The organism is Nostoc sp. DedQUE04 (genome assembly GCF_034530995.1).
GTDB lineage: Bacteria > Cyanobacteriota > Cyanobacteriia > Cyanobacteriales > Nostocaceae > Nostoc.
In genome coordinates, this window is record NZ_JAVRCA010000012.1 from 1 (window position 1) to 25,640 (window position 25,640).

Consider the following 25,640-nt stretch of genomic DNA (forward strand, 5'->3'; position numbering starts at 1 on the left):
GTGGTATGCCGTACATAGTTTAATGCTTTATATTGATAGTTTAGAAAAAATTTATTACTGCCCTTTAAAAAATAATCGGTTAGTTGATGATACATTTGCCAAAGAAAAATATAAACGTATTGAATTATTAGAATGGAGTTCTGAAGAGTTAGAATGTGGTAAAATCATAAAAATTAAAGGGTTTCCTGCTCAGAAAAAAGTGAAACTATTCCGGGTTACTGTTTCTACCAACAGAACGGATTATATCGTCACTAACGATTTATCTCAAAGCTCCACGGATGTTGTACAAGAGGTGTGTAAAATTCGTTGGAAAATCGAGGAGTTTCACCGAGAGATTAAACAACTAACAGGCATTGAATCTTGTCAGTGTCGTAAAGCTAGGCTTCAAAGAAATCATATTGCTTGTGCAATGTTGGTTTGGATTAGATTAAAGAATTTAGCCTATACCACTGGTCAAACTGTTTATCAAATCAAGCATAATTTGCTTTCTAATTATTTAATTCAGCAACTAAAACGCCCAAGTATTCTTATGTGCTTGGTTTGATTTAAATTGTCGTGTGGCAGGACTATACCCCGCCCGCTATTTGTGCCAGTTGCGTAAGTCCTGTTCAACTAAGTTTGGTATGCTCTGTTCTTAACCAATGGAAGAGGATGCCTATTTTGTAACAGAGCAAACAATAGCATGACCTCTACATTAAGAATAATTCTGCACTCGACGGATGAATGTATATCTAAATATAGTTCTGTGATTTATGGAAAAACAGTTTAACTGTAATATCTTTCGATTTCTAAACTAAAAATACCAGCTAAACTATTGTTCCATCTGTTGAAGGCGATTGCTACGACATGACTGATTCAATAGCCATAAAACTTCCTGTGTTTGGATTGTTCAACGGGCATCAACAAACGCTTACAATGCTTGTGCTCCTGAAAACACTACTTGTTAGCTTCGATCTCTACTTTATCACCCTGACCTTCACAAATTCGTTTGATGGATTCGAGGGTTTTAGCAATGCCTTCATTCATGGCAGACTCAAAGCTGTGTCCCGGCGAGCGCTCTGCCATCTTTTGTGCCATTTCAGGTCTAGGGGCAAAGTGAATATGCACCGTCACCTGAGACTGTGAATCTCCATTGCTTTGTACTTTCATCCATCCACCATAATCATTCTCACCATCAGACCCCCATTCGAGATGGTGTTCTGCCTGGTTGACTCGGAAGTGACCATCAGAGTCATAGGAATGATCTCCCGATTGTCCTTGAGTACGAATCCGATCGCCCTGTTGTGATTGAGCATTTGTTACAGTTGGCAAATACTGCGGCACATTTCTCACATCTGCCAAGAAATCAAAGATGCGATCAGCGGGTGCAGCAACAGTAATCGATTGTTCAAATTCAGTCGTTTTGACTGATTCTCTAGCTGAAGTCATGACTTGGGTTTAATAACAACGTACACACTCACGGTAGCGAACCTTAGACTGATACTGTTCTGTCGGAAGGCTGAAATCTAGATGTATTAAGGGTTACATGGAATGCCGTTACTTAACCAATACCGTAGCCAATTTCCGAGGGCGAATTGATGGTGCTTGAACTATTAACTCTCTTTTCTGTGAGACTTGGTAAAACTGGCGAGCGATCGCCCCAGTTTATAAGTCACCATTATCAGTGTGCAACGCTTTTAGTATCGCACCAACAGACCTAGTAGCTACTGATATAGTGTACCGCGATTACGTTGGTGAAACCTACTTAATAACCTATAACCCAACACATCAATGGTTCTACTTCCCCCAAATGCAACCCTCGGAAGCACTATTGTTTAAGTGCTTTGACTCGGCTATTGACGAACGGGCGAGGTTTGCTGCTCATACTGGGTTTGATGACCCAACAAGCCCACCAGATGCCCCAGCTAGAGAAAGTATTGAATTGCGGACGCTGGTTTTCTATCCTACATAAGAATGATGACGGCTGCTATCCTCAATTACAGATGCACTATTATCTGAGGCTGGGGCGAGGGCATTTTGCTAATCGTGACGTTAAACGACCTCTCGCCAATGGTTGAGGCTCTTGAAAATTCGATTTGTCAACCAGACTTTAACAAAGGACAGGTTTATCACTGCTTCACTTACTTATGAATCACACTCAGGCGCTTTGATGAAAAAAACTATTAATTACTTCATTTAAACCCGCAGTGTATAATCCAATATGTGTCTTTTTTCGCATTCCCTAAGTAATGCAAAAGTTATATTTTAAATTTACATACGTGTTTCATGCCTCGAAAAACTACAGTTTCATCGCAATCAATTAAAGTAACTCCGCTAGCTCTGTCTCAATTACATATCCGCTTAGAGTTTCTAGAAAAAGAACATCAATCACTACTCAAACAGATCAAGAGAAAGCGCACAGAACTGAAGAACTTTGTTGAACAGATGCGTTCTTTTGGCACAGAATTTCTCAATAAAGCTAGTCCCGGTTTCCGAAAAATGGCTGAGTTAGACCAGGAAATCCATGCTCTGTTTGAGGAGATTTTTACTACTAGAAAGTTCGGTAAACAAACCCTCAAAAATATACAAGCAGTTTACCGTAACCTACAGGTAACTGGAGCCATCAGTCTAAAACCCAACAGCCAACAGTTAGATACATTAGACGAATCGTTTGACAATGAAGATTCCCAATCAGATTTTTCAAAGGAAACTAGTGAAGAACAGCATCAATATTGGCAAGGACAACAGTCTGTAGACTCTGCCTCTGTAGCCAGAACAGATGATCAAAGAAAAATTCGTCAAACATTTCTGAAATTAGCTGAAATCTTTCACCCTGATAAAGCTAGAGACAGTGAAACACAAAAGTCTCACACAGAAATCATGAAAGAAATCAATAAAGCTTACCAAGAGGGGGATTTAGCAAGACTTATTGAAATTGAACGAAGTCAACAACCCTTAGAAATTATTGACAATAATAACGAGGATGATTTAACCCGTAGATGCCGAACCCTAGAACAACACAATCAAATTCTCCTGGCTCAATATGAAAAATTGAAACAGGAACTGCGTTTGACAAAAAATACTCCAGAAGGGACGATGGTTTGCGATTCTCGAAAAGCTACTAAAAAAGGCATTGACGCTATGGCTGCGATAGTAGAAACAATGGAATCTCAAATTAACGTCGTTTCTAAAATTCGGGATTTTGTTAAAGATTTTAGAGAACAGAAAATCACTATTAAAGAATTTCTAGCTGGTCCAACACCTCTGCACTCCTTAGATGAAGAAACTATAGAAGATATTTTGGAGCAGATGTTGTCAGAATTAATGAGATAGTAGTTTTTTTGAAAAAGTTTTCGCTTTATTTGTGAATGCTCTGCTCAACTTAAAATAATTTTACAGAACTATGCCAATTAAAAAACACATTAATCTGAATCTTGGAAGTTTCCTTAATCCCGTAGATAAAAAGATAGTTGTCAATTTAGCTACCGAAGATATTTTAACTTTAATCACGCAAGAATTAAAAACTCGTTACTCCCCAGAAACTCAAAAACAATTACTTGAGGAGAGTTCCCAGTTGTTGCCTGATTTCGTGCTACAAGAATTATTAAAGCGCCAAGAGCAGGTAGTAAACCTTAACCCCGATACATTAATAGTGGTTAACTGTCAAATAGCAGAGGTAGAGATCGATGACTTGGGATTTGATTTAAATGTCGAAGCATATTTTGTCATTGCAGACACAACAGGTCAAAATCATTTTCGGGCTAACAAGATAGTCCTTTGGTCGGATATATGGGGGGATGAACAACGGCTTTTCGATTTAGAAAATGAACTAGGTGACCAATTCTGGACAAATTATCAAATCCAGTTACTTTTTGATGAAAAAAATCAGCAAACAATTGAACTATCAGTATCTCAAACAGATGATTATACAGCGAGGTTAGAATTTTATCCATCCCTGAAAAGCTTTTTACCATCCATTGTTCCCTTTACTGATAATGACTTTTAAAATCAGCAATTAAACCAGAATGCGCCTAGCAATTCGGGCAGTAGCTTCTGGAACTGATGCGACCGGATATAGGTAATATTCGAGTCACAAAACTTCGTATTCTTTGGCAAGCTTCAGATTGCAATTAGTATTTGTTCTAATTTCGCGCACTTACTATCTTCTCACTTGATTCTGCGTTCCTTGTCCAGGAGTAATGAACAACATTGAACTTGGTCTATCAACTTTAACTGTATGCCATATTCCACGAGGGATAAGCACATAAGCGCCGGGAGTACTCAGACATATCCTATTTTCCGCTTCATCTTGCTCCAAGATTAAATCGACCTGACCCCAAAGCAGACAAACAAACTCTTCTCCAGCAGGGTGCATTTCCCAAGTATCCCAGTCTTCAGTAAACGTAAAGTGTGAAACTAACCGCTTTCCCTTGAAGTCACCAAATTTATTTTCCAAATCTGCAAAAAAGCGATCGCTTACTGGGATTGGAGTACTATCACCATTTTCTCCAAGAACAAGATAGGTAGAATCTATGCTAAATTGAGCAACTTTACTAGTCATTGGTTATTGCCTGGCATTGTGCTACTGCTTCGGTCGATAGTTTACTTTTTGGTTAGCAGACTACTAGGAACCGCGTGAAATGATGGAAATTTCAGATTTAATAGTATATAAATACTATCAGGTCTTGGCTGATTAAGGTTTTTAACTGACAAATCGACGCAAATGTTCTGTTTTGCTGGCTCTGCCCTACCGCAATGCAATAGCACTTTTAAATCCAATCTGCTCGGAGAAGGTATCGCTCTTAGCTCAAAACGGAAAATCACCCCGCTATATCTTTACCACTCTTGTAAGTCATAGCTCTAGGTTTTCTCTTCTTGAGAGGGACTACTGATTTCTTAGGTGCTTGTGGCGGACGGCATATTTCACAGTAAAGCGGTCGAACTCCAAAGGTTTCTCGTTGTGTGGGTTGTTCGCATTGCTTACATACGAAGTTGAAAACGCGAGTGTGAATTTCCCGCTTGTGCGCTCTGACGGTGTACTCTCGGACATCGATTGTTTTGCTGGGCATTGCTTATTGCAATTAGTAACTTTTTGGATCTTAGCCTTTGCTAAGAAGATTTCAATGCTCTGGGTAAACATAATCACCCGATTTGTGAATGGGAATTTTCATGGCTACGCCAAAGCCAGAATGAGAGTTGCAACGACCAAACCCAACTGCAACACCTCACTACATTGAAAAATCACAAACATTTGGAGTTAAGCATGGATATCCAAGCTACTCTCACCTTGACGATCCAAGCAGTCGTTATGAGCTTTGTTGCGCTGATGGTTTTCGATTTCATTGATGGTTTGTGGGTTGTACCCTTGCCGCCAATCGAATGGGAGCCATCAGTTATTGAACAGCCCACAGTTTCCGCAACTTCCCCACAACCTACTCTACAACAGGAAATTCAACAAGCCACTCCGAGGGCGATCGCATTTGAGAAGATTCCCGACTCTTGGACTTTAGAACCACAATCCCCTGATCATTCTGTTCCCACGCCAGCAGTTATAATCCCTTTGCCCAGACTCCGACTACTCCCACCTGCCTTTCTTTACAACCGACAAACCTAAGTGGGCTAAAGCAAAATCGTCCACGTCTAAGAAATTCGCCTCAACTAGTACTAAGCGCCAGTCCATCAAGCCACGCAAGATAACTGGAAAGTACCAAAAAAATTATAGTTAACCCGTCCCCACGGTCAAACAATTGTAGATTGCCGAGAAGATTTGAGATTGACGATAGCGACGCGGAAAGCGACTGTGCGTCGCGTCTTTTAGATTTATTCCACCCACTTTCTTGCTGGGTTTGTACCAAAAACATTCAATCTCCAATCTGCCCTATTCAATCTCCAATCTTCTCGGTCAAACGGCTACGCCAAAGCGAAAGTGATGTATTCATATATATAGATATGGTCAGCCTTATAGCCACGCAAGGAACTCTGTTTGACCTAGAAACAGTTCTGGATTATGGGCAATCAATCCTCAACGTTGCTCAAGAACTCACCAAATCACTGATCGAGCAACGGACTATCTCCACCAGGACAATCCAAGCCCAGATGAATCGCCACTTTCATGGCACGGCAGCAGAGGGCGCATGGCAGTGGAAAGATGCTTACGAATCAGTAGAAGTGGCGCAAATTTTATATCTGCGCCAAAAAGATTATAAACTTTTATTAGAGTCGCCGCTAACAGTATTATTGGAATTGCAGAAGTTAGTAGCCCTCTGCCCGACGCATACTCGCCGTAGTGAAGAGTCAGTACAGCTTCAGCAATTCTCCACCCCTTTGCCGCTTGCTTATCTGGTAGCCAAAGCAGGATTTATACAAGCTACTGATTTGGTGCTGGAGCCAAGTGCCGGAACTGGTTTGTTAGCACAAATGGCTAAACTGCACAGTGCAAGTCTGATGCTCAACGAGCTTGCACCCGATAGATCGAAGATTCTGCGTCGGTTGTTTCCAGGTACACCGCTATTCTCTGTAAACGCGGAACAAATTAACGACTATCTGGTTGGCAAGACTCAGCCCTCAGTTGTGCTGATGAATCCGCCTTTCTCCGCATCTCCCAAAATTAACAGTCGCAATCCCGATGCAACAAAGAGGCATATCAACTCGGCATTGCAAAGACTGGCTGACGGTGGACGGCTGGTAACAATCACAGCCAACTGGTTCTCTCCGGCTAACCCAAGCTGGCGTGAGACTTTTGTTAGGTGGCACTCGGAAGCACGAGTTTTAATGTCAGTCGGGGTTAACGGCAAGGTTTACTCAAAACATGGGACAACTATCGACACTCGGATTACAGTGATCGACAAAGTTCCGGCTGATAATCCCGGCAACATCCCCTGTATTCCCGAAACCTTGGACTTGCCCGAACTGCTGGCGTTGATTGAGCAGTTGCCACAGCGATCTTCGTGGGAACGCTCAGATATCAAAGCTACTGCGGCGAAGGCAATTGTTGTTCAATTGCCAAAACGCTCTGTGGTAGCTCAAGCAGAAACACTTTCTTCAATTCCAGATGTGGTTATTCTGGAATACGAAGTCGTCGAATGGTCTGCAAATGATGGACTCAAAGATACTTTATATGAAACCTATCGCCCACAACGAATCAGAATTAAAGATGCTTTACCTCATCCCTCGCTGCTTTGCGAAAGTGCAGCCCTAGCGCTTGTCTCGCCACCACCACCCACTTACAAACCGCATCTCCCGCGAAACATTGTCTCACAAGGATTGTTATCTGAAGCACAACTTGAAAGCGTTATTTACGCAGGTCAGGCGCACGGTGAATTTCTTTCTGGGTCTTATATTGTGGATGATTCATGGGATAATGTGACTGTAGCGGCAACTGGCGAAGAAAATGCCGTAAAATTTCGGCGTGGCTGGTTTCTTGGCGATGGGACGGGAGCGGGTAAGGGTAGACAATGTGCAGGAATCATCCTCGACAACTGGTGTCAGGAACGAAGAAAAGCAATCTGGGTATCAAAGAGTTCTGCCCTAATTGAGGATGCCCGTAGAGACTGGTGTGCGCTCGAAGGTAGTGAAAAAGACATTATCGACCTGAGCAACATCAAACTTGGCGACCCCATCCCTTTCACCCAAGGCATTCTGTTCTGCACCTACTCGACTCTGCGCTCTCAAAAGAACGGCAAAAGTCGGCTTAAGCAAATCGTTGAGTGGGCAGGCAAGGACTTTGAGGGAGCGATCACTTTCGACGAGTGCCACAGCATGGGCAATGCAATGGCACAAGAGGGCAAACTTGGTATGGTTGCAGCATCCCAGCAAGGTATTGTTGGGCTGCGGTTGCAAAACGCACTGCCATCAGCACGGGTTATCTATGTTTCTGCAACTGGTGCTACTATTGTCTCAAATCTCTCATACGCCAATCGTCTGGGGCTTTGGCAGACGGGCGACTTTCCGTTTACCTCCCGTGAGGATTTTGTGGAATCCATTGAGGGCGGTGGTATTGCAGCGATGGAAGTGGTCGCCAGGGATCTCAAGGCTTTGGGACTGTATCTGGCGCGATCGCTTTCCTTCGATGGTGTGGAGTATGAGATGTTAGAAATCGAACTCACTCCTACTCAAGAACGTATCTATGACAGTTATGCAGACGCTTTTCAAATTATCCATAATAACTTGCATAAAGCTTTAGAAGCCTGCAACATCACTGGTGCGAAAACATACAATCGTGCTGCCAAAATGTCTGCCATGTCTCAGTTTGAATCGCATAAGCAAAGATTCTTCAATCATTTATTAACTAGCATGAAATGCCCACAGTTAATTAAAGCAATTGAGAATGATTTAGCCCAAGGCAATGCTGTTGTAATTCAAATAGTTTCCACCAATGAAGAATTACTCAAACGCCGACTCAATGAAGTTGCGCCCGAAGAATGGCAGGATTTGAACCTTGATTTAACACCACGGGAGTATGTTCTTGACTACTTAGTAAGTGCCTTTCCGGTACATCTGCATTCCATTCACTCAGGCGTTGATGGAGACGAACGCTCCGAACCAGCCTTTGATGCCGATGGTTCACCGATTGTTTCATCTGAAGCTGTGGCTTTGAGAGATGCCTTAGTAGACAAACTCGCCAGCCTTTCACCAATTCCTGGTGCATTAGAACAACTGCTGTGGCATTTCGGTAACAAGCAAGTAGCTGAAGTTACTGGACGCAGCAAACGAGTATTGAAAGACGAAGCCGGACGCTTGTTTGTGGATTCACGGGGTAGTGGTGCCAATATTGCTGAGACTAACGCATTCATGGCGGGAGATAAGCAAATACTCATCTTCAGTGATGCAGGTGGTACAGGCAGAAGTTATCATGCTGACTTAAATGCTGTAAATCGTAGAAGGCGATCGCACTATTTACTCGAAGCTGGTTGGCGTGCTGACAACGCAATTCAAGGCGTTGGGCGCACTCACCGTACCAACCAAGCTTCTGCACCAGTCTTCCGTCCTGTGACTACTAACGTGCGCGGTGAACGCCGATTCATCAGCACGATTGCTAGACGGCTGGACAGCTTGGGCGCACTCACCCGTGGTCAGAGGCAAACTGGCGGTAACGGTATGTTTGATGCCAAAGACAATCTAGAATCGAACTATGCTGAATATGCTTTATACGAGTTGTTTAAGCAGATTTTTCAAGGTCGATTTTATCAAGTTCCTCTGGGGAAGTTTGAACAGATGACAGGACTCTCGCTCACTTCCACTGAAGGTGGAATGAAGATAGACCTCCCACCCTTGCGACAGTTCCTCAATCGCCTGCTGGCTTTGACAATCGGGATGCAAAATACGATTTTCGAGCGTTTCGAGTTGCTATTAAGTCAACAAATCGAGACTGCGATCGCAAATGGTGTGTTTGAAGTTGGAGTAGAAACACTTCGGGCAAGTCTATTTAGTATTGAAAGCTGTGAATCAGTTTATACTCATCCTCAAACTGGTAGCGTGACCAATTACTTAAAGATTGAGCGTGTCCAAAAGAACAACATCAAAACGGCTGATGAAATGCTTGAGTTTGTTGTTAAGTATCAAGGGCAACTCATGAGCAATGAGAAATCTGGTAATGCGGCTGTGATTGAAATCTTGGGATAAGTCAAATGATGTATCTAATAAATACATCAGCTTATTTTTGTGCCCTATTAAATTAAAAAGGTAGTAACAGATGCACTACAGCCTCATTTTCATTCTTAGGGCAATGCTTAATTTACACGACTTTCAGCCTTAACTGAACCATATTGGAAAATAAGGGGCTGTAATTTTTCTGTGTTTCCAAAAAAGGGCGGATGTTACCCGCCCCTGTGTAACTTGAATTAGGCTGCAACGAAATCGATCGCTGTAACTACGTTTGTTTGAACGCCGTTTAGGGTCGCCAGTAGCTCGTTGGTTTCTGTAACGCGGATTAGGGTGTTGTTGGCATTTCCCGCGATCGTCAGTTGACCGAAAGTTAGACCACCTGATAGAGCAATCAAATCTGCGCCGTCCTTGAAGTCCTGAATCGTATCTGAGCCTGCGCCTGCTACTAACACAAAGCGATCGTTGCCATTAGCGCCAAGCAGTGTATCCTTTCCTTGACCGCCATTGAGCAGGTCATCGCCATTGCCACCGTTAAGGATGTCGTTGCTGACTTGACCCAGCAAAATGTCGTTGCCATTATCACCGTTGAGAGTATCGTTACCATTGCCACCATTGAGGATGTCGGTGTCATTGCGTCCATTGAGTTCGTCTCTGCCAGAAGTGCCATTGAGTGTATCTTTGCCGTTGCTGCCGTTAAATACGCTCAGGTTACTCGCTAATTGGGCACCTATTAGCACAGGATCGTGATCTGAGGAGCGATAGGGCGTTGGCTCATACAGTCCAGGGGGGTTAAATTCTTGGTTGTAATCTAGAATTAGGGGTTCGTCAGCGTTGATATGCCATTCGGTAGCTCCCGTCACCTGGGCACTGAGGCTGGAAGTGCTTAGGGCATGATCCAATCGTCCAGATTGCCCATCAAAGACAAAGGAGTAGGGGTTTTCCATATATCTGCCGAGTTCATCTATTAATCCACCATTTCGCAACACATCAATCGGATCTTCTTCGCCATAGGCATTTAAATCTCCAAGGACTAATACATCGCTATCGCCTGTAGTCGTCTTCAACTCCTTAACAAAGCCAAGCAAGGCTTCTGCCTGCTGAACCCGCGTGAAGTTAAAAGCTCCTTGTCCATCACCCTGGTCTGCGTCTGCACCTGTGCCCGTACCACTTTTTGACTTGAAATGGTTAATCACAGGGGTAAAAGTTTCGCCGTTGGAGTTGAGTAGAAAGGTTTGAGCGACGGGTTGGCGATTGTAAACAGCGTCAGGATCGCTGAGGGAAGCACCAACTGGGGTTACTATTCCTGGCTTGTAGATGAAGGCGACTTTTATTTCGTCAGTTCCTACCCCTGTAGCAGGATCGCGAATATAGTCATAGATTTCTGCGCCTAAAAATGTATTTAGCCGATCTACCAGTTCTGCGATCGCCGACTCAGCACCATCGCCATCATTCTCAACTTCAATCAGACCCACTACATCGGCATCCAGGGCTGAGATCGCGCTGACAATCTTAGCACTTTGCCGCTCAAACTCTGTTACATTGTCCGCTCCCCGCGAAGTCGGGAAGCCACCACCCATGCCGTCGCCATTGAAGTAGTTCAGCACGTTAAAGCTCGCAACCTTAACGTTACCGCCCACCTGTTCGGGTGCAGCCGTCCGGGGATTAGAATCGACAAAATTGGGTGTTGCAGTAGGTTGCAGTCGGTAGCTGCCAAACCCGAACCCCAGCACACCTGTAAGAGATGTAACTGTGCTACCCACGCGCAATGTGCCATCCTCATTCAAAAAGGGAACTGTAGCGGGATTTTGGGTATTGCTGCCATCGTCAAGTAAAATCTGGCGCAGGTTGTTTGCGTTCTGCTGTGCTGTCACTGCGGCAACATTGTTTTCGTCGTTCTCGGTTTCAGTAGTCGGAATATCCGTCGGGTCAATGAAGTTTGTGGGGTTAAACAACCGTCCCTCTGAAGACAGCAACACCTCACCAAATCGACCGAGATTAAAGTTTTCAGTGACCGTCAAGGTTTCGGGAAAGGTGACTAACATTCCCTCATAGCGTTCCAAGTCTGTAGTTGCAGCCAAGGGCAGGTCAACAGCTATAGGGGCGATCGCTTCTGAACCCACCACGCTCAGTCCACTAATGTTGCTGAGTTGAGTTTGAGTAAAGTTTTCTCCAACTGTTCCAGTCAGGCGTACCGTTTGACCTACACTCACGTCTATGCTGTTAGGCGCAAAGATAAAAATACCGTCTGAGGTTGCGGCATTACCATCTCCAACTGCCTCCTGCACACAAAATCCATTCAAGCGACTGCTGCCTTGAAAGTCGCCAACCACAACTGCTTCAATTGTCACCGTCTGCCCAACAAGCGGACTGTCTGCACCACTCCCCTGAATTTCATAAACCTCTCTGAGAGCAACATCATTGTCAATTATATTGACGTTGAGGTTAGGAATCGGTGTGAGTGTGTTAGAGTATGCCGGGTCAGCACTGCTGGCGATCGAATGCGTAATTACTCCTGTATGAGGAGATCCTTCTACATCCAAGTCGTTTACTGCTCTAACGGTAATCGTCTTGGGGTTAGTATCCGTCAAGCTTAAAGTGACGGAGTTAAAAAAGTTTCTTCCATCAGTACTCAATTGAGTTTCGCCATCTGCGGCGATCGCTAGATTTACTCCACCCGTTGGTATAGTCGTGAGAGCGATCGTGTAGGTATCAGTTGTTTCACCCTGCTCATTCACATCGGTACTGTTGCCAGATTGAACGATAATTACTCCGGCTCCTGTTCCTGGAGCAGCAGTATAGCTTCCTAATCCGTCAAAGGTATCAGTAGCAAAGCCGTCCCACTGCACACTTGGATCAAACCCATCGTTGGGATTGGCATCACCACTAGTGATATTACTTTTGCGGCGCAAGGTATTGTCTGCTGTGCTGGTCAAACCAGTTCCCCATTCAGTGCCGGGGTCAACGCCAATCTGACCAATTGAATCAAGGATCGTCCCACTTGCACCACCCTGGCGTAGCACAATCGCATCATCTCCGTTATAGAAAGCAGCAGCACTTGTTTGATCGGCCTGGGCAAGAATGGTTGAATTGGCATTACTTGAGGCAAAGACAAACACATCTCCAGCTGCCACTGTACCTGTCAGGCTAAAATTGGTGGGACTACTGCTGCCATTGAAGTAAAACTGAACCACATAATTTCCAGCAGTTAAATCGATTGCTGAACCTGTGCTGTTGTATATCTCCAGGGCTTTATTGTTGCTGCTGCTTTCAATATATTCCGAGAAAAATAATGCCATTGAAATCTCCATAAAAGCTGCAAATTTCAGTACAAATATCACGGTATTATTAAGGGATTTATATCTCTGGTTTAAACAATACTTTTGCTAATAAGAGGCACATACAAAATGGTAAATACTATTGGGAGTTTGTCTACAGCTGGATGACTCCAGAAGAAAAAGCCAAGCTCGATATCGTTAATCCAATTTTGCCTAACGGGAGGAGAAAGTACAAAATACATCAAATGCTGTCGAAAGAAACAAAGGAAAGGTTATCTCCCCACGTGATATCAGTCCTGGTTCTGATGAAGTCGGCTAACTCGGTGGCAGAACTGAGACGGCTGGTGCAGGGGCAGTACGGAATAGATCAGCCAAAGAAAGTTTGATGGTTGGGAAATCAAGTAGTTAGCGTGAATTTGCGGTAAGCTGAAAATACCTTACCGCAACCAAGTTGCACGATAATGTGATTGAAGCATCTGTATCCGGCTATGTTCAGAAGACATCTATCGCTCCTTCTGCTCTGTTGGTAACTTTAGCTAGCAACCATCTAATATCTAGCAATAGCTCAACCCACCTCACTATTTTTAGTTAGGAGTAAGTGTTAATTCTTCACGCTTGTTATAGTTAAACTATGTTACAAAACCCAATGTAGTTAATCAAGCTTTCATCGTAGCATGGTTAAAAATAGCGTTAATAAAAAGCCAGATAAAACAATTAAAAAGCGGCATCGATTTTTTCTCAATCCTTATAGTGATTGTGCGTTCACTAAATGCCCCAAATGCGATACTAAAACTAGGTTACGCAAGTTCCCTTTGGTAATCCACATTGAACCTAAACAGCTATTTTTACTAAATAAACAATGTAAATATTGCCCAAGCTGCGACTTAATTATTGCTAAAAAACAGGAAATTGAGCCATTGATGGCTGCTACTTTTGTCCAAACAAATCCTCAAATTGTAGGTAATAACTATGTAGTCATGGGAACAGTTGATAAAAAAGATTGGAAGTCAGGCGACAAAAATTTGCTTTCCCCATCAGAAATGATCGGACGCATATACGTCTTCAAAGATGTTTGGAATTTTGAAGTTATTCCGGCAGGTTGGTATCCTAACGAAGAAAAATAATTCCAAAAAATTCTAAGTTTTTTATCATTATTAGTGAAGTTCAAAAAATTTTGCTAAGATTGATGACTCATTTCTTTTTAGAACGATTTTTTCTCCGAGATTGCTTTTGCATTTTTTTCTTATCCCTAGCTTTATTTTTAGATTTTTCAGATGTTCCAAGGCTAAATCCTTCTGGAATAAAAATATTATATGATGGCTCTCTCTCTTGTGGTTGGAAACAACTCCAACTCTCCATTTCTAAGATTATATCTTTAATAAAAGAATACTTTGTATTGTTACGTAGTCTATTTAAAGCTTCTTCTCTCTCTACTACTAGATAAGTGCTTACATCTTCTCGATCAATAAAAAACAAATCAACCAATTCTTCTTCAAATGCCCGATCTATTTGTTCTTGCAGTTCGACTGCACAAAGCTGTGCGCTATTGGTTACTAAAGTAGTTTGGATATAATAATCTTCTTTATCTAAAGTAAAGAACAGCTTGGCATAATATTGTATCACCTGTTCTCTAGTAAGGACTTCTTGAGCTATTAAAACCAATAATGCTTCTAATGCAGCACCCCTTACATATTCATTTGCTTTTGGATTTTCTATAAGTTGCTTTATTGGCTCAATATTTGAACCACTAACGGAAGCAAGTATTCTGCATAAATCTTCAGTTACTATATCTCCAGTTACATCTAATGCCACATCCCCAGGAACTGAAAAAAACTTGATAATTGTAGGATATGCTGCTACTTCTCTAAATTGTGCCAGTAAATATAAAGCATGGATATGTAAAATATAGTCTGATTTTTCTAGTAGCTCTTCTAAATTGTTACTCAGTTTGTCTAAAATTTCTATTAATATAGCTGTAATGGCTTCTCGCTCTTCAATGGCTTTTTCTAACGCTAAACGAGGAAATTCCTTAGTGTTATTTTCTAGTTGGGCTAAAATTTCTTCTATTTGCATCTGACTAAAGTTAATACTATTACTACTAATTAACTTGCTGATATTCTACATTCATGTTGATCAAATCAGCTGCAACAACCTCTGCCACAACCGTGTATATCTCTGCTGGTCATCTGTAGTCCGCATAGCCAAGGATATCGCTTTCTTCGAGCCAACCACAATGGCTAATTTTCTGGCACGAGTCAAACCTGTATAAAATAAGTTACGTGACAGCATCATATAATATTACATATACAAAGGCATAATTACTACAGGATATTCGCTGCTCTGGGACTTATGGACTGAAATAGACCACGCCAGCGTAATCTCATTCAAGTCAGCATAGTCGTAAACTACAGGGCGACCACCATAGTCAACTGTCACCTCTTGCTCCTCAGTATCAATCCCAGAGATAGTTACTAAGTCTCCATTAAACACTTCGCGGTCGTAATCATTAGTCTGCTGGATAACGCGATCTCCCACCCGCAGAGTCATCCCACCTCTAGCAATCTCTGCTTTATCGGGACTAGGACGTATTCATCCCGCTTCTAACTACCTTGTAACCTCGTAAATTGGCAGAGCTATTGAAGTTAACAAGTATGATTTTAAACATTCGTTTTTCTGCATCTTTAATCGCGACTGTGCAACCTTCTTGTTTAATCTAAGCATCAACTATCATCTCGAAACCGCCGTAGATCATACGTTTTGCATCGAAAGGCATTTCAGCAGTTGGATTGGTTTCTGGTTTCATACGTGGATCTGCCATGACTTGCTCCATAGCTTCGTCTCTAATTTGGCGTGAAGGCCAAACAATCCAAGAGAAACAGACAGTCTCATCTTCTTTTCACTTAACTGCCATAGGAAATGAACTAATTTCGCCTTCTGGAACATCATCGCCCCAACACTCAACCAACTTTAATGCAGCATATTCTTAAAACACAATAGCCGCAGCTTCTGCGTGTTGCTTGTAAATTTCTTTGTTGGCTGTAGGTACAGCTACAACAAAACCATCGACATAAGGCATTAAATTTAACCTTCCAGGTTTAGCTTAAACAAGTTGTCATGCTTCACGAAAATTGACTCTCTAGAATCGGCAACTTCCAACCACACTCAATATTTTGGGAGAGCGAGTTGTGATTAATCATCTGCTTCCAAAAGCTTGCCGAGAGCTTCGACCGACTGCCGCCATCCGCTTTCCATGCCGCTGGCAACCATGCCGTCACGGTCTGACTGGCTCATTGCTGTGCTATGCGTGCGAATCTCAGTTGTATGTTCGTCAATTGCTACAAACTCAGCTTTTTCCAGCATCACATGGCCACGTTCCGGCATCCCCAAGAATTCAAATGTCTGCACGATCCGTTCATGGGGAGCGACTTCATGAAAACAGCCCCTAAACTCATACTCGTTACCATCTTCTGATTGTTCAGCAATGTGCCAACTGCCGCCGTCTTGACAATCAAAGTCATACACTTTCATTGAATTACCGCGACACCACCACAGGGCAAACAGTTCTTCTTTGGTATATGCTTCAAATACCTTTTCTAATGGAGCGTTAATTGTGACAGTACCCAGGATATTTTGTGAATTTTCTGGAACTGTTACTGTAAGATGTGCCATACTTCCCTCCTCCTACTTTGTTATTTATCTTCTAGTAGCTTTTCCAAAGTATCGAAGCGGGCGTTCCAGATTTTTTCATACTCGCCCAGATATGCTGCGGCTACTTTGATATTTTTTGGCTGAATCTGGATAACTTTCTCCTTCCCACTTCGACGCTTGGTAATGAGTCCGGCTTTCTCCAACACACTGATGTGCTTGGCGATCGCTGCCAAGGACATCGCATAAAATTGTGCTAATTCGCTGATAGTATGTTCTGCTGTTGATATTCGTTCAAGAATGTCTCGACGTGTCACATCAGCAAGCGCACCAAAAATTTTATCAAGAGCTAAATTTGATTCAACCATTTGGTTGAATGATAGATGAAGATACAGATCATGTCAAGTGTCCTGAGCTTCTGAGGGATGATATTACTAAAACTCATGTGGCTAATACACGACGCTGATTAAGGTTTCGTAGTAGAAGGGGCGTATGCCGTAAGTCTCACGGCTGGTGGTTTGATCGCATTGCTTACAAACGAAATTAAAGGCTACCCAAAATGTTAGTAGTGGGTTTGTCACAGTGCGTTACAATTGCTCGATACTGCCTGAGTTTATTGCTCTTGTCTTACTACTAAGTCCACTTCTGTTTTCAATTTTTAACAATCGCTTCAAGCTGACTAAGCAGATTCTCTAGCTGTTGAGTTTTTTTCGGATCACTCCAAAGCATCTTGTTTTTCTTTGCCACCTCAATCGTGTTAGTTAAGCGTTGTTTCAGGCTTACAGGTTCGGACTCGGACAGTGCTTTTTTACTACCATTCAATGCTTTAACTCGTTGCTTGATTTCAGAAAGACTAAGGGAATTATTGATAGCTTCTTCTAAAACTTTTTGCCTGCTATCTTTGTCTTTGACACTAGCAATCATAATTCCTTTAGTGTAATGAATTTTACCTTGACGAATAGCATTCAATATCTCTACTGGTTTTTTAAATAAGGGAAGTCGAGTTGCAACGAATGATTGCCAAGTAATTCGCCCGAATGAATTAAATACCTGTTGAACAAGTTCAGCTTCTTGACTAACCAAAACGTTTTGGTTAACAGTATTTTTTGTCGCGTTGTTCATTCGGTAAAGAAAACTAACAACTTGCTCAGTTTCGTAGCCCAGTTGAATTTCAAGCACTCGCAAAGTGTTGTCTAATTCCTCTAAAGCACTGAAGTCACGGCGATTTGTATTTTCTGATATCGCAGCATAAAAAGCGGTTTGATCGTCCCAATCAAAAACCTTGACTGGTATGTCTTCCAATTTTAGTATCGCTGCTGCTTTTAATCGCCGAAGTCCTGCAACCAACTCATATTTTCCAGATTGAGTGGGATGGGGACGTACCCATAGAGGAGAACGAATTCCATTGGGTAGAATATCATTTAGCGCCCATTGTTGTAGCTCTTCTAAATCATAGTAATGCCGAACTGGTTTGCCATCTGGAATAAATGTGAATGTACAAACAATTGCGTTGTGCGGAATGATTTGTTCTTGAGCTATTTCCGCTATTTGTACAATTTCCTGAGTAGTGGCTTGTCCAAAGACAAAGTTCAGTTCTTCATTGTTAGCAATATTATCTTTGAGTTTTCGTCGAGTCATGATTCTGATTCAAATAACTTCAAAGCTTCTGTTAGGATTTTGACGTAAGCACTTGCCGCCGCTTTAGGAGCTTCTCCCTTCATCCGAAATACTGTACTACCTTGTCCAGGTGCATCCTTGATACATTGACGGTCAGGAAGGGTAGTATTAAGTAAAGGTATAATACCGCTTTGCAAAGCTTCTCTAGCTTCTCGTAACAAAATAGTATTGTCTTTTACTGCATTTAGATAAAGCGCTGCTATCGGCAGCCCTCCTCGAATTTCCTTTGCTTGACGCACAAATTGTACAATTTTACCTGTACTTGCTAAATCGATCATGGAGTCCCTGCAAGGAATAAGTACTAAATTAGAACGGATTAAAATTGCTTTTGTCACCTCACTTGCATTTCCTGGACCATCAACAATTACAACATCATAAGACTCTGCTAACTTTGGAAGTTCGTCAAATAAAACCTCTGGATCACCAATGACCTTACAAGGCAAGTTCAGATCCTTCAACCAACTTGATGAGCTTTCCTGCCCATCTGCATCAACTAGGATAGTGGAATGCCCCATCTGGGTAAACCAATCAACAGCATGAACTGCTCCTGTTGATTTCCCTGCTCCACCTTTCTGGTTAGCAAATGCCAAAATTTTAGGAAGCTTTTCAGATTTGGTCGTAGTCTTCGTAGGCTTGGATTTTACCATAGGAGCAATTCTCACTTTGCAACAATTGTATTAGTCTTTATCAAAACCTCTGGGTCTGAAACCCCGTCCTTACAGGACGGCTTTACAATTAATTTGCTATACGCCACGAGTTATAAGACAAAAACTTACAATCTGTGGGTAATGCATTTTGGGTTAACCGCTGTTCAGTCTTAATGGCTAGACACTGTTTTAGTCTTGTATTAAGAGATTGGTGAGTTCTCCTCTTACAAGCCCCATGCCTTTAGGCTGGGGTTTGTGACAGAATTATCATTTCTCAGATAATTTTCAAGTATTCTTTTAGAACAGATTCAGCAGAGTATCTATTATCAAATAAGTCAATTAACCCAAATATATGGCTTGATGTTATCACTGATTCAAAATAAAGAATAAAAATAAAGTTAACCAAAACGTTTTGGTTAAATAAAACGAATATAAATAACCCCCCTGACAGAAAGACTAATGAAATCTACTGAGCGTCCATCTAAAACACCAGAGAAACAAGAGCCAAAGCTCAACGGTCAAATTTCCAAATTTAGCCCTATCCCGGCTGATGACAAGTTGCCGGAAGAACTCACAACTGACCAAAAGCCTGGCATCCCCCTGTCGAGGAAAAACCCCTAGAGCCGCCAAAAGTTAAGCCGCAGGTGACTGGCAAGCGCAACAAGAAAAAAATAGATTCACCACCAGCAACCAAACCTTATATACCCTTCCAAGACCGGAACGAAGAACCAGAATTACCACCAGAACCCTGTCAGCACATGCAATTCCTGGATTGCAACTCGGAGTAGGGCGTGTGATATTCGAGTGCTATCATTGCCAGCAGGGGATAATCAGCGAGTACACCGGAGAACCCGTAATGGGCGAGTACAAAGGACGACCTTCAGTAATTTTCACAAAGGTAAAATGCCCTAACTGTGAGCAAACAGCGATTAGGCTGCAAGCAAGGGAAATGCTTTCGACGACAGCGATTCCTTCTCCTTGGCAGCAGCAATGATGGCATACACCAAGAGCAAGAGTGATTATTGAAAGATATTCATCATTGATAATGCAAAAGCTGAAAATTTTACCCTCAATAACTGCACTAATGGCACTGTTAACTAGTTGCAGCACTACTACTGCTGAACAGTATGAAGCTACAGCACTCACCAGTTACTCCTGGCAAGTCAAGTATGCGAATAACCTAACAAATCAACCACAGCCACGTATTGAAATCTTTGCGAATACTTCAGTGTTGAATCGGAATGGATTGAAACCGCCAGGAGCAGTTGTTGGCCCAGATGACCGAGGCTTATGGTGGCCTACTTTACCGCCACGACCAAGTGTTGATGAAGTTGAACAACGTAAAAGACCTCAAGAAGAGATAGGAAAACCTGAATTAGTGAAAGATGTAAAGTACAAGCTGACTTATGGAGTGGGTAATTCTCAGCAGACACTACCTACTAATTATGATGTTTATCGGCAAGTAGTAAAAGCTTACCCCCAAAAAACTCCTTTGGAATTGACTTTGGGTGTGAATGATAATTCAGTAGAAAAAGCTGAACCTGTAAGCAAGTAGTAACCCACTCGTTACGTAGTCAGCAAGAAGTTAAAGATCAAGAAGACATCTCTGAAAAAGAATTGTTTTGACGTAGCATTAGTACGTCTCTACAAGGGTTCTGGGTAACGCATATTTAATTTCTGGAGATGTTTAGACTGAATTGCTTTTCAACTGCCAGTATTGAACTTGCAAGCCCTCTCGACAATCTCAAGTTTTACAATCCCCTCGGAAAGCAACCAATTTTTCCTAGTAAATTCCAATTGAATAAGTGCTAGGGCTACATCTTGCGGGGAAGTAATTTGTTAATAAAAAGAATAAAAAAAACAGTCAACGATCTAATTTAATTTCTGCTACGTTGATAAAAAAAATTTCAAAAAATCCTGTTGGGGGCTATATGGGGGCTATATATACCCCAACAATAGTTCAAGACTTTAGTGACATTTTGACTCCTATATAGGGTATATATAGGTGCTAAATGGGGTACATTTAACTAGCTAAGATTTTGTACCCCACTTAGCCCCCAAGGGGTTATGATAAGCTCTTGAGTCTAGAGAAAAAAAGGGTGAAGTTATTTTATTCTTCTTTCTCTTGCTCTTGCAGATCACTTCAACAGATAATTTTCACGCATCAAAGTGTATTACCTTTGTATTTATGTCAAACATTCACACCTTACAAAAAATTTTTCCGGCGGGTTTCGATAACGGTTACGGAAGTCTCAAACTTTTAGTCGATGGCTTTGAAGTAGTTCGCGTGCCCAGCTATATAACAAATGCCGAGATGGAAGATGTACCAGGGCGTGTAGTTTTTAACGGTAGTGCTTACACAGTCGGAGAATCAGCTTTCCGTACAGGAAATTATTTTGACCGAAACACTGATAACAATGAAAACAAAGTCAACAACGCATTATTGACTTTATTGGGTGCATTGGCACATCTGCCACACCGTAAGGCTTGGCACTTAAAATTAGTCGTCAGTTTACATGATATTGGTCTGGCTGAAGAACTTCAAAAAGTACTCAATGGAGAATATAAGCCTTTACTTGCTGGCAAACAATCAGATGTAAAAGTAGAAGTCATCAAAGTTGTGCTAGAGGGTATGGGTGCATTGTTTGGGCATCCACTACCCAAAAAATTAACCATTTTAGACTTTGGCAATGGGACGACCCTGTATTCTCGTTACAACCGGGGTCAGCGAGAAGTTCACACTGCCTACCCTATCGGTGTAGAAGTTCTCATCGATGATATCTCCCAAAAAATGAAACATTTGAATGGTGGAAAAATCGGAGACCCATCAAAAATCCGATTTTGTTTGGAAATGGGGCATACCCGATACAGCCGTGACATCGATATCAAAGATATATACACCGCTTGTTTAAAAGATTGGTATGAAAAATACTTGAAGAAAATGGTGAATCTAACACTTGATGCCAAGCACCAAGGGGATGAAATCTGGGCGATTGGTGGAGGCTGTCTGTTACCAGGATTTAAAAAATTGTTAGAAAAGAATGGGTTCAAAATCCTGGACAATCCAGTAGAAGCCAATGTCTTTGGGCTTTTAGAGATGGCAAAGACCATCAGCAGTAAGAATCCAGCATCTACATCTATTAAGTAATCGCAATGGCAGACAAACTTGACTTAACCCCAGAAAAAGTTCGGATCAAAGATAGCTACCGAGAACGGATATTTGCCGAATCACAGCAACTAGGTAAAAGTTACCTAGAGACGCTTTACTTTATCATTGATTGTTATTTTGCTTTCAGAAAGGGTGCATTTCCCACACAACAAGTAGCTTTCACCCCGATTAATACTGAAGATAACAAACTCTCTTCAAGGACTCAAGAGCCATCTATTATCGAAAACCAAGAGGATTCTGATGACCAAACCTTCACTCTTGATTTTGAGTTGTAAGGGAAGTATAGGACTGCTGCCTCTATAGTGTGTAAGTCAAGCGATCGCACGATAGCGTCATCGCTTTCTTTTGCATAAAGAAGATAATTCTAGCACCTCTGTTTGCTAAAGTAATTCTAAGGCGCGTGAATTTTCTAACAATCCAGAGGCATTATAACTATGAGAATACTTCATGGCACCTGGATACCAAACGAGGAAACTGACTTTATTCAGTCAGGGTCTTTTTACTTGTGGGTAGAAACTCAATTATCCCAAAAAAGTCACACCAATACTCAACAAATTCATCCTGGACATTTGGTTAAATCCGAATTAATCGCCTTTTTAGTACAGGAATTGGGAATTAAAGAAGACAATACTCAATTTGTCCAACGCATATCTCCTAAATACTTTGCCTTACCAACGACCAATAATCAGCCCCTACCTTCACCAGAATTAACCAAGTATTTAGAAATTGAGTTGACTGATAGCTATGAAGAATTCCAATATTGGCAGGTAGATTGTTATGAAACAGTAGTATCTACCAAAAATGTCACAGCACTTAATATTATCAAACTACTTCAAGATATCCATTTTTTAGCAATATATAATGCCGAGAAATTTCAAATTGGTTCAGATTTATTATTTTGGTATCATTACACTCAAAGTTTTAAACAAGTAATCCTCAAAGACCAATTTATTCCCGCCCTAAAATATCGACAGTTATCATCGGAAAATCCGAAGAAAAAAGGCAAAAGCAAGATTGATAAAGTAGCATTTGAAATCTATGCCACCTGGGAAATTATTTCGGAACAATATGAAGCAAATATTCTGAAATATATTGACTATATGCCACTAATATGTGTGGCAGGTAAAGCAACAGTTAGCTATCCTATTGAGTTTTTTGATCGAGAAACACTATTGCGTCATTTTTCCGAATATGTACTTGATGATTTAGTGACTCACACCCCATCTACAGCCGCTTTTGACAAACAAATTGCTGATTCTCTAATTGAATCTTGCTTTTATCCTCGTCAGCATAACCCACTCACAACAAATACTGCCCTTGAGGAATATCAGCAATGGTTAGTATGGAAAACCAAAATTACTCGTACTCAATCTGATTCACCTTTTCATCTGTGCTTCCAGTTACATTCTCCTGATAATGAACAAATAGACAATTGGCAAATTCAATTTCTAGTAGCCAGTAAACAAGACCCTTCTTTGAAGTTAGCATTAGCAGACTACTGGACAATGAATCAATTTTCCAAAGCTGCTGTACATAAAGATTTTGGGAAAGATTTTGAAACAAATTTACTCCTGAATCTGGGGTATGCAGCCAGGATGTATCCCAAACTATGGCTTGGGTTGGAAACAGCGAGTCCAATCGCAATGCAAATTACCTTAGATGAAGCATTTGACTTCCTTACTGAAAGTGCTTGGGTACTGGAAGACTCAGGATTCAAAGTAATTGTACCTGCTTGGTATACTCCTACTGGTCGTCGTCGCGCCAAAATTCGCCTCAAAGCATCGGGTAGCAAACTTGCTGCAACGAAAGGGGAAACAAAAAGCTATTTCGGCTTAGACTCACTGGTGGAGTATCAGTATGAGTTAGCGATTGGGGAGCAAACTGTCACACCTATTGAATGGGAACAACTGATTAATGCTAAAACTCCCCTAGTGCATTTTCGCGGTCAATGGATGGAATTAGACCGGGATAAAATGCAGCAGTTACTCGAATTTTGGCAGTCCCACGGTAACGAACAACCCCAGATGACGTTACTGGAGTTTCTACAACGCAGTGCTGAATTGGGGTCAGAATGGGAAATTGAACATGACGAAGCTTTGTCAGAGATGATAGCAAAGCTACAAGATAAAAGTCGCCTAGAGCCAATTTCTGAACTTGATAATCTGCAAGGCACGCTCCGAGAATATCAAAAGCGTGGTGTTTCCTGGCTACAATATCTAGAAAACTTGGGATTAAATGGCTGTTTAGCAGACGATATGGGTTTAGGTAAATCCGTGCAGGTGATTGCCCGATTAGTGCAAGAGAAGAAGTTACATGAAGCGCTGAAAGTAGGGGAAAAAATTACTGACTTATCTCCATTACCAACATTATTAATTGCCCCGACTTCTGTTGTCGGCAACTGGCAGAAGGAAATTGCCAAATTTGCACCTCATTTAAAAACTCTGGTGCATCATGGTAGCACTAGGCTGCAAAATCTAGCTGATTTCAAAGCTGCTTGTGAACAAAACGATGTGATAATTAGCTCCTTTACCCTAGTCCGCAAAGATGAAAAGTTATTGAGCGGCATCGAGTGGCAACGTTTAGTACTGGATGAGGCACAAAATATTAAAAATCCGAAAGCTGCCCAAACTAAAGCTATTTTAAAATTAAGAGCTAAACATCGGCTGGCGTTAACAGGAACTCCTGTAGAAAACCGCTTACTGGATTTGTGGTCAATTTTTAACTTTCTCAATCCTGGTTACTTGGGTAAAGAAGCCCAGTTTCGGAAAATCTTCGAGATTCCGATTCAAAAAGACAATGACCGTGTGAAATCTGTTACCTTGAAAAAACTGGTAGAACCTCTAATTCTGCGAAGGTTAAAAACTGACCAATCTATTATTAATGACTTGCCAGATAAAGTGGAACAAAAACTCTACACCAACCTGACCAAAGAGCAAGCGTCGCTTTATGAAGTGGTGGTACTAGATGTAGAAAAAGAATTGCAATCAGCAGAGGGAATTCAACGCAAAGGATTGATTCTTTCAACCCTGATGAAATTGAAACAGATTTGTAATCACCCAGCCCAATTTCTGCAAGATGGGAGCGAATTTTCACCACTGCGTTCGCACAAACTCAGTCGGTTAGCGGAGATGGTTGAGGAGGCAGTTGATGAAGGAGAAAGTTTACTCATTTTTAGCCAATTTACGGAAGTGGGTGAAAAGATTGAAAAACATCTCAAACATAGTCTGCATTGCAATACTTACTATTTGCATGGTGGCACTAGTCGCCCACGCCGGGAACAAATGATTACCGAATTTCAAGACCCAAATACAGAACCATCGGTTTTTATCCTTTCCTTGAAGGCAGGGGGCGTAGGTATCACCCTCACGAAAGCCAACCATGTTTTTCACTTTGATCGTTGGTGGAACCCAGCAGTTGAAGACCAAGCAACTGATCGTGCTTTCCGTATTGGTCAAAAAAAGAATGTCTTTGTGCATAAATTTGTTGCTATTGGAACTCTAGAAGAGAGAATTGACCAAATGATTGAAGATAAGAAAAAACTTTCTAATGCTGTTGTTGGTAGCGATGAATCTTGGCTCACCGAATTAGATAATGAAGCCTTTAAGCGGTTGATTTCATTGAACAAGAGTGCAATTTTGGAGTAGA

At 41.7% G+C, this 25,640-nt stretch carries 24 protein-coding genes and 2 pseudogenes; 15 read left to right on the forward strand and 11 right to left on the reverse strand.

Annotated elements, in window-relative coordinates; translation table 11 throughout:
- The coding region (locus RM049_RS10705) for a transposase (RefSeq protein WP_322704147.1) at window positions 1–544 on the forward strand (544 nt) is incomplete at its 5' end.
- 392 nt (window positions 545–936) lie between these two features.
- Here the strand turns inward: RM049_RS10705 and RM049_RS10710 are convergent.
- A complete protein-coding gene (locus tag RM049_RS10710; protein WP_322704148.1) occupies window positions 937–1,428 on the reverse strand; it encodes an SRPBCC family protein in 492 nt (163 codons plus the stop codon).
- 205 nt (window positions 1,429–1,633) lie between these two features.
- Here RM049_RS10710 and RM049_RS10715 point away from each other — a divergent pair, with 205 nt between their 5' ends.
- From RM049_RS10715 to RM049_RS10725, 3 genes are all read left to right on the forward strand, one after another.
- The gene (locus tag RM049_RS10715; protein ID WP_322704259.1) at window positions 1,634–1,951 is read left to right on the forward strand and encodes a CmcJ/NvfI family oxidoreductase; all 318 of its coding nucleotides are present in this window, start codon (window positions 1,634–1,636) and stop codon (window positions 1,949–1,951) included.
- A 314-nt stretch (window positions 1,952–2,265) separates the two neighbouring features.
- Window positions 2,266–3,312, forward strand: coding sequence for a J domain-containing protein (locus RM049_RS10720; protein WP_322704149.1), 1,047 nt, complete (start codon window positions 2,266–2,268; stop codon window positions 3,310–3,312).
- A 70-nt stretch (window positions 3,313–3,382) separates the two neighbouring features.
- Window positions 3,383–3,985 (forward strand): hypothetical protein, encoded by a 603-nt coding sequence (locus tag RM049_RS10725; RefSeq protein ID WP_322704150.1) that lies wholly within the window; start codon window positions 3,383–3,385, stop codon window positions 3,983–3,985.
- 153 nt (window positions 3,986–4,138) lie between these two features.
- On the opposite strand, the gene RM049_RS10730 is transcribed toward RM049_RS10725, so the two are convergent.
- Both RM049_RS10730 and RM049_RS10735 read right to left on the reverse strand, forming a co-directional pair.
- Window positions 4,139–4,540, reverse strand: coding sequence for a hypothetical protein (locus RM049_RS10730; RefSeq protein WP_322704151.1), 402 nt, complete (start codon window positions 4,538–4,540; stop codon window positions 4,139–4,141).
- A 259-nt stretch (window positions 4,541–4,799) separates the two neighbouring features.
- The gene (locus tag RM049_RS10735) at window positions 4,800–5,048 is read right to left on the reverse strand and encodes a hypothetical protein (RefSeq protein ID WP_322704152.1); all 249 of its coding nucleotides are present in this window, start codon (window positions 5,046–5,048) and stop codon (window positions 4,800–4,802) included.
- Window positions 5,049–5,242: 194 nt separating this feature from the next.
- Between RM049_RS10735 and RM049_RS10740 the strand changes: the two genes are divergently transcribed.
- Together RM049_RS10740 and RM049_RS10745 are read left to right on the forward strand one after the other, a co-directional pair.
- The gene (locus RM049_RS10740) at window positions 5,243–5,593 is read left to right on the forward strand and encodes a hypothetical protein (RefSeq protein ID WP_322704153.1); all 351 of its coding nucleotides are present in this window, start codon (window positions 5,243–5,245) and stop codon (window positions 5,591–5,593) included.
- 335 nt (window positions 5,594–5,928) lie between these two features.
- Window positions 5,929–9,600 carry a strawberry notch-like NTP hydrolase domain-containing protein gene (locus RM049_RS10745; protein WP_322704154.1) on the forward strand — a complete coding sequence of 1,224 codons (3,672 nt, stop codon included), beginning with the start codon at window positions 5,929–5,931 and terminating at the stop codon, window positions 9,598–9,600.
- A gap of 218 nt (window positions 9,601–9,818) precedes the next feature.
- On the opposite strand, the gene RM049_RS10750 is transcribed toward RM049_RS10745, so the two are convergent.
- A complete protein-coding gene (locus RM049_RS10750) occupies window positions 9,819–12,878 on the reverse strand; it encodes an ExeM/NucH family extracellular endonuclease (RefSeq protein WP_322704155.1) in 3,060 nt (1,019 codons plus the stop codon).
- Between the two features lie 143 nt (window positions 12,879–13,021).
- On the opposite strand from RM049_RS10750, the gene RM049_RS10755 reads away from it, so the two are divergent.
- Window positions 13,022–13,243 (forward strand): hypothetical protein, encoded by a 222-nt coding sequence (locus RM049_RS10755; RefSeq protein WP_322704156.1) that lies wholly within the window; start codon window positions 13,022–13,024, stop codon window positions 13,241–13,243.
- A gap of 288 nt (window positions 13,244–13,531) precedes the next feature.
- On the forward strand, window positions 13,532–13,981 hold the full coding sequence (locus RM049_RS10760) for a hypothetical protein (RefSeq protein ID WP_322704157.1): 450 nt from the start codon (window positions 13,532–13,534) through the stop codon (window positions 13,979–13,981).
- 67 nt (window positions 13,982–14,048) lie between these two features.
- Here the strand turns inward: RM049_RS10760 and RM049_RS10765 are convergent, their stop codons facing one another.
- From RM049_RS10765 to RM049_RS10795, 7 genes and pseudogenes are all read right to left on the reverse strand, one after another.
- Entirely contained in the window at window positions 14,049–14,930 is an 882-nt protein-coding gene (locus tag RM049_RS10765; RefSeq protein WP_322704158.1) for a DUF1186 domain-containing protein, read from the reverse strand.
- Between the two features lie 60 nt (window positions 14,931–14,990).
- A pseudogene (locus RM049_RS10770) lies at window positions 14,991–15,440 on the reverse strand (ATP-dependent DNA helicase); the annotation flags it as partial.
- 130 nt (window positions 15,441–15,570) lie between these two features.
- A pseudogene (locus RM049_RS10775) lies at window positions 15,571–15,933 on the reverse strand (DUF1428 domain-containing protein).
- A gap of 113 nt (window positions 15,934–16,046) precedes the next feature.
- Window positions 16,047–16,526: an SRPBCC domain-containing protein gene (locus tag RM049_RS10780; RefSeq protein WP_322704159.1), complete on the reverse strand. Its 480-nt coding sequence runs from the start codon at window positions 16,524–16,526 to the stop codon at window positions 16,047–16,049.
- Between the two features lie 20 nt (window positions 16,527–16,546).
- Window positions 16,547–16,870 carry a metalloregulator ArsR/SmtB family transcription factor gene (locus tag RM049_RS10785; RefSeq protein ID WP_322704160.1) on the reverse strand — a complete coding sequence of 108 codons (324 nt, stop codon included), beginning with the start codon at window positions 16,868–16,870 and terminating at the stop codon, window positions 16,547–16,549.
- A 283-nt stretch (window positions 16,871–17,153) separates the two neighbouring features.
- Window positions 17,154–18,140, reverse strand: coding sequence for a ParB/RepB/Spo0J family partition protein (locus RM049_RS10790; RefSeq protein ID WP_322704161.1), 987 nt, complete (start codon window positions 18,138–18,140; stop codon window positions 17,154–17,156).
- Window positions 18,137–18,826, reverse strand: coding sequence for a ParA family protein (locus RM049_RS10795; protein WP_199339887.1), 690 nt, complete (start codon window positions 18,824–18,826; stop codon window positions 18,137–18,139). The genes RM049_RS10790 and RM049_RS10795 overlap by 4 nt, the downstream gene beginning before the upstream one ends.
- A 459-nt stretch (window positions 18,827–19,285) precedes the next feature.
- Between RM049_RS10795 and RM049_RS10800 the strand changes: the two genes are divergently transcribed.
- The 7 genes from RM049_RS10800 (at window position 19,286) to RM049_RS10830 (ending at window position 25,639) form a co-directional block, all read left to right on the forward strand.
- On the forward strand, window positions 19,286–19,447 hold the full coding sequence (locus RM049_RS10800; protein WP_322704162.1) for a hypothetical protein: 162 nt from the start codon (window positions 19,286–19,288) through the stop codon (window positions 19,445–19,447).
- A gap of 23 nt (window positions 19,448–19,470) precedes the next feature.
- Window positions 19,471–19,614 (forward strand): hypothetical protein, encoded by a 144-nt coding sequence (locus RM049_RS10805; protein ID WP_322704163.1) that lies wholly within the window; start codon window positions 19,471–19,473, stop codon window positions 19,612–19,614.
- Window positions 19,599–19,820, forward strand: coding sequence for a hypothetical protein (locus RM049_RS10810; protein WP_322704164.1), 222 nt, complete (start codon window positions 19,599–19,601; stop codon window positions 19,818–19,820). The genes RM049_RS10805 and RM049_RS10810 overlap by 16 nt, the downstream gene beginning before the upstream one ends.
- A gap of 90 nt (window positions 19,821–19,910) precedes the next feature.
- Window positions 19,911–20,381 (forward strand): hypothetical protein, encoded by a 471-nt coding sequence (locus RM049_RS10815; protein ID WP_322704165.1) that lies wholly within the window; start codon window positions 19,911–19,913, stop codon window positions 20,379–20,381.
- A 633-nt stretch (window positions 20,382–21,014) separates the two neighbouring features.
- Window positions 21,015–21,974 carry a ParM/StbA family protein gene (locus tag RM049_RS10820; RefSeq protein WP_322704166.1) on the forward strand — a complete coding sequence of 320 codons (960 nt, stop codon included), beginning with the start codon at window positions 21,015–21,017 and terminating at the stop codon, window positions 21,972–21,974.
- Between the two features lie 5 nt (window positions 21,975–21,979).
- On the forward strand, window positions 21,980–22,270 hold the full coding sequence (locus RM049_RS10825; protein WP_104900811.1) for a hypothetical protein: 291 nt from the start codon (window positions 21,980–21,982) through the stop codon (window positions 22,268–22,270).
- 159 nt (window positions 22,271–22,429) lie between these two features.
- A complete protein-coding gene (locus RM049_RS10830) occupies window positions 22,430–25,639 on the forward strand; it encodes a DEAD/DEAH box helicase (RefSeq protein ID WP_322704167.1) in 3,210 nt (1,069 codons plus the stop codon).
- The last annotated feature ends 1 nt before the right edge of the window (window position 25,640 follow it).

Excerpts from the sequence above, each read along its gene's own strand:
- RM049_RS10800 (WP_322704162.1), top strand. The coding sequence starts at position 19,286 with ATGAAATCTACTGAGCGTCCATCTAAAACACCAGAGAAACAAGAGCCA.
- RM049_RS10755 (WP_322704156.1), top strand. The coding sequence starts at position 13,022 with ATGACTCCAGAAGAAAAAGCCAAGCTCGATATCGTTAATCCAATTTTG.
- RM049_RS10830 (WP_322704167.1), top strand. The coding sequence starts at position 22,430 with ATGAGAATACTTCATGGCACCTGGATACCAAACGAGGAAACTGACTTT.
- RM049_RS10825 (WP_104900811.1), top strand. The coding sequence starts at position 21,980 with ATGGCAGACAAACTTGACTTAACCCCAGAAAAAGTTCGGATCAAAGAT.
- RM049_RS10740 (WP_322704153.1), top strand. The coding sequence starts at position 5,243 with ATGGATATCCAAGCTACTCTCACCTTGACGATCCAAGCAGTCGTTATG.
- RM049_RS10720 (WP_322704149.1), top strand. The coding sequence starts at position 2,266 with ATGCCTCGAAAAACTACAGTTTCATCGCAATCAATTAAAGTAACTCCG.
- RM049_RS10780 (WP_322704159.1), bottom strand. The coding sequence starts at position 16,526 with ATGGCACATCTTACAGTAACAGTTCCAGAAAATTCACAAAATATCCTG.
- RM049_RS10820 (WP_322704166.1), top strand. The coding sequence starts at position 21,015 with ATGTCAAACATTCACACCTTACAAAAAATTTTTCCGGCGGGTTTCGAT.
- RM049_RS10725 (WP_322704150.1), top strand. The coding sequence starts at position 3,383 with ATGCCAATTAAAAAACACATTAATCTGAATCTTGGAAGTTTCCTTAAT.
- RM049_RS10785 (WP_322704160.1), bottom strand. The coding sequence starts at position 16,870 with ATGGTTGAATCAAATTTAGCTCTTGATAAAATTTTTGGTGCGCTTGCT.
- RM049_RS10765 (WP_322704158.1), bottom strand. The coding sequence starts at position 14,930 with ATGCAAATAGAAGAAATTTTAGCCCAACTAGAAAATAACACTAAGGAA.
- RM049_RS10795 (WP_199339887.1), bottom strand. The coding sequence starts at position 18,826 with ATGGTAAAATCCAAGCCTACGAAGACTACGACCAAATCTGAAAAGCTT.
- RM049_RS10760 (WP_322704157.1), top strand. The coding sequence starts at position 13,532 with ATGGTTAAAAATAGCGTTAATAAAAAGCCAGATAAAACAATTAAAAAG.
- RM049_RS10730 (WP_322704151.1), bottom strand. The coding sequence starts at position 4,540 with ATGACTAGTAAAGTTGCTCAATTTAGCATAGATTCTACCTATCTTGTT.
- RM049_RS10735 (WP_322704152.1), bottom strand. The coding sequence starts at position 5,048 with ATGCCCAGCAAAACAATCGATGTCCGAGAGTACACCGTCAGAGCGCAC.
- RM049_RS10710 (WP_322704148.1), bottom strand. The coding sequence starts at position 1,428 with ATGACTTCAGCTAGAGAATCAGTCAAAACGACTGAATTTGAACAATCG.
- RM049_RS10815 (WP_322704165.1), top strand. The coding sequence starts at position 19,911 with ATGGCACTGTTAACTAGTTGCAGCACTACTACTGCTGAACAGTATGAA.
- RM049_RS10745 (WP_322704154.1), top strand. The coding sequence starts at position 5,929 with ATGGTCAGCCTTATAGCCACGCAAGGAACTCTGTTTGACCTAGAAACA.
- RM049_RS10750 (WP_322704155.1), bottom strand. The coding sequence starts at position 12,878 with ATGGCATTATTTTTCTCGGAATATATTGAAAGCAGCAGCAACAATAAA.
- RM049_RS10790 (WP_322704161.1), bottom strand. The coding sequence starts at position 18,140 with ATGACTCGACGAAAACTCAAAGATAATATTGCTAACAATGAAGAACTG.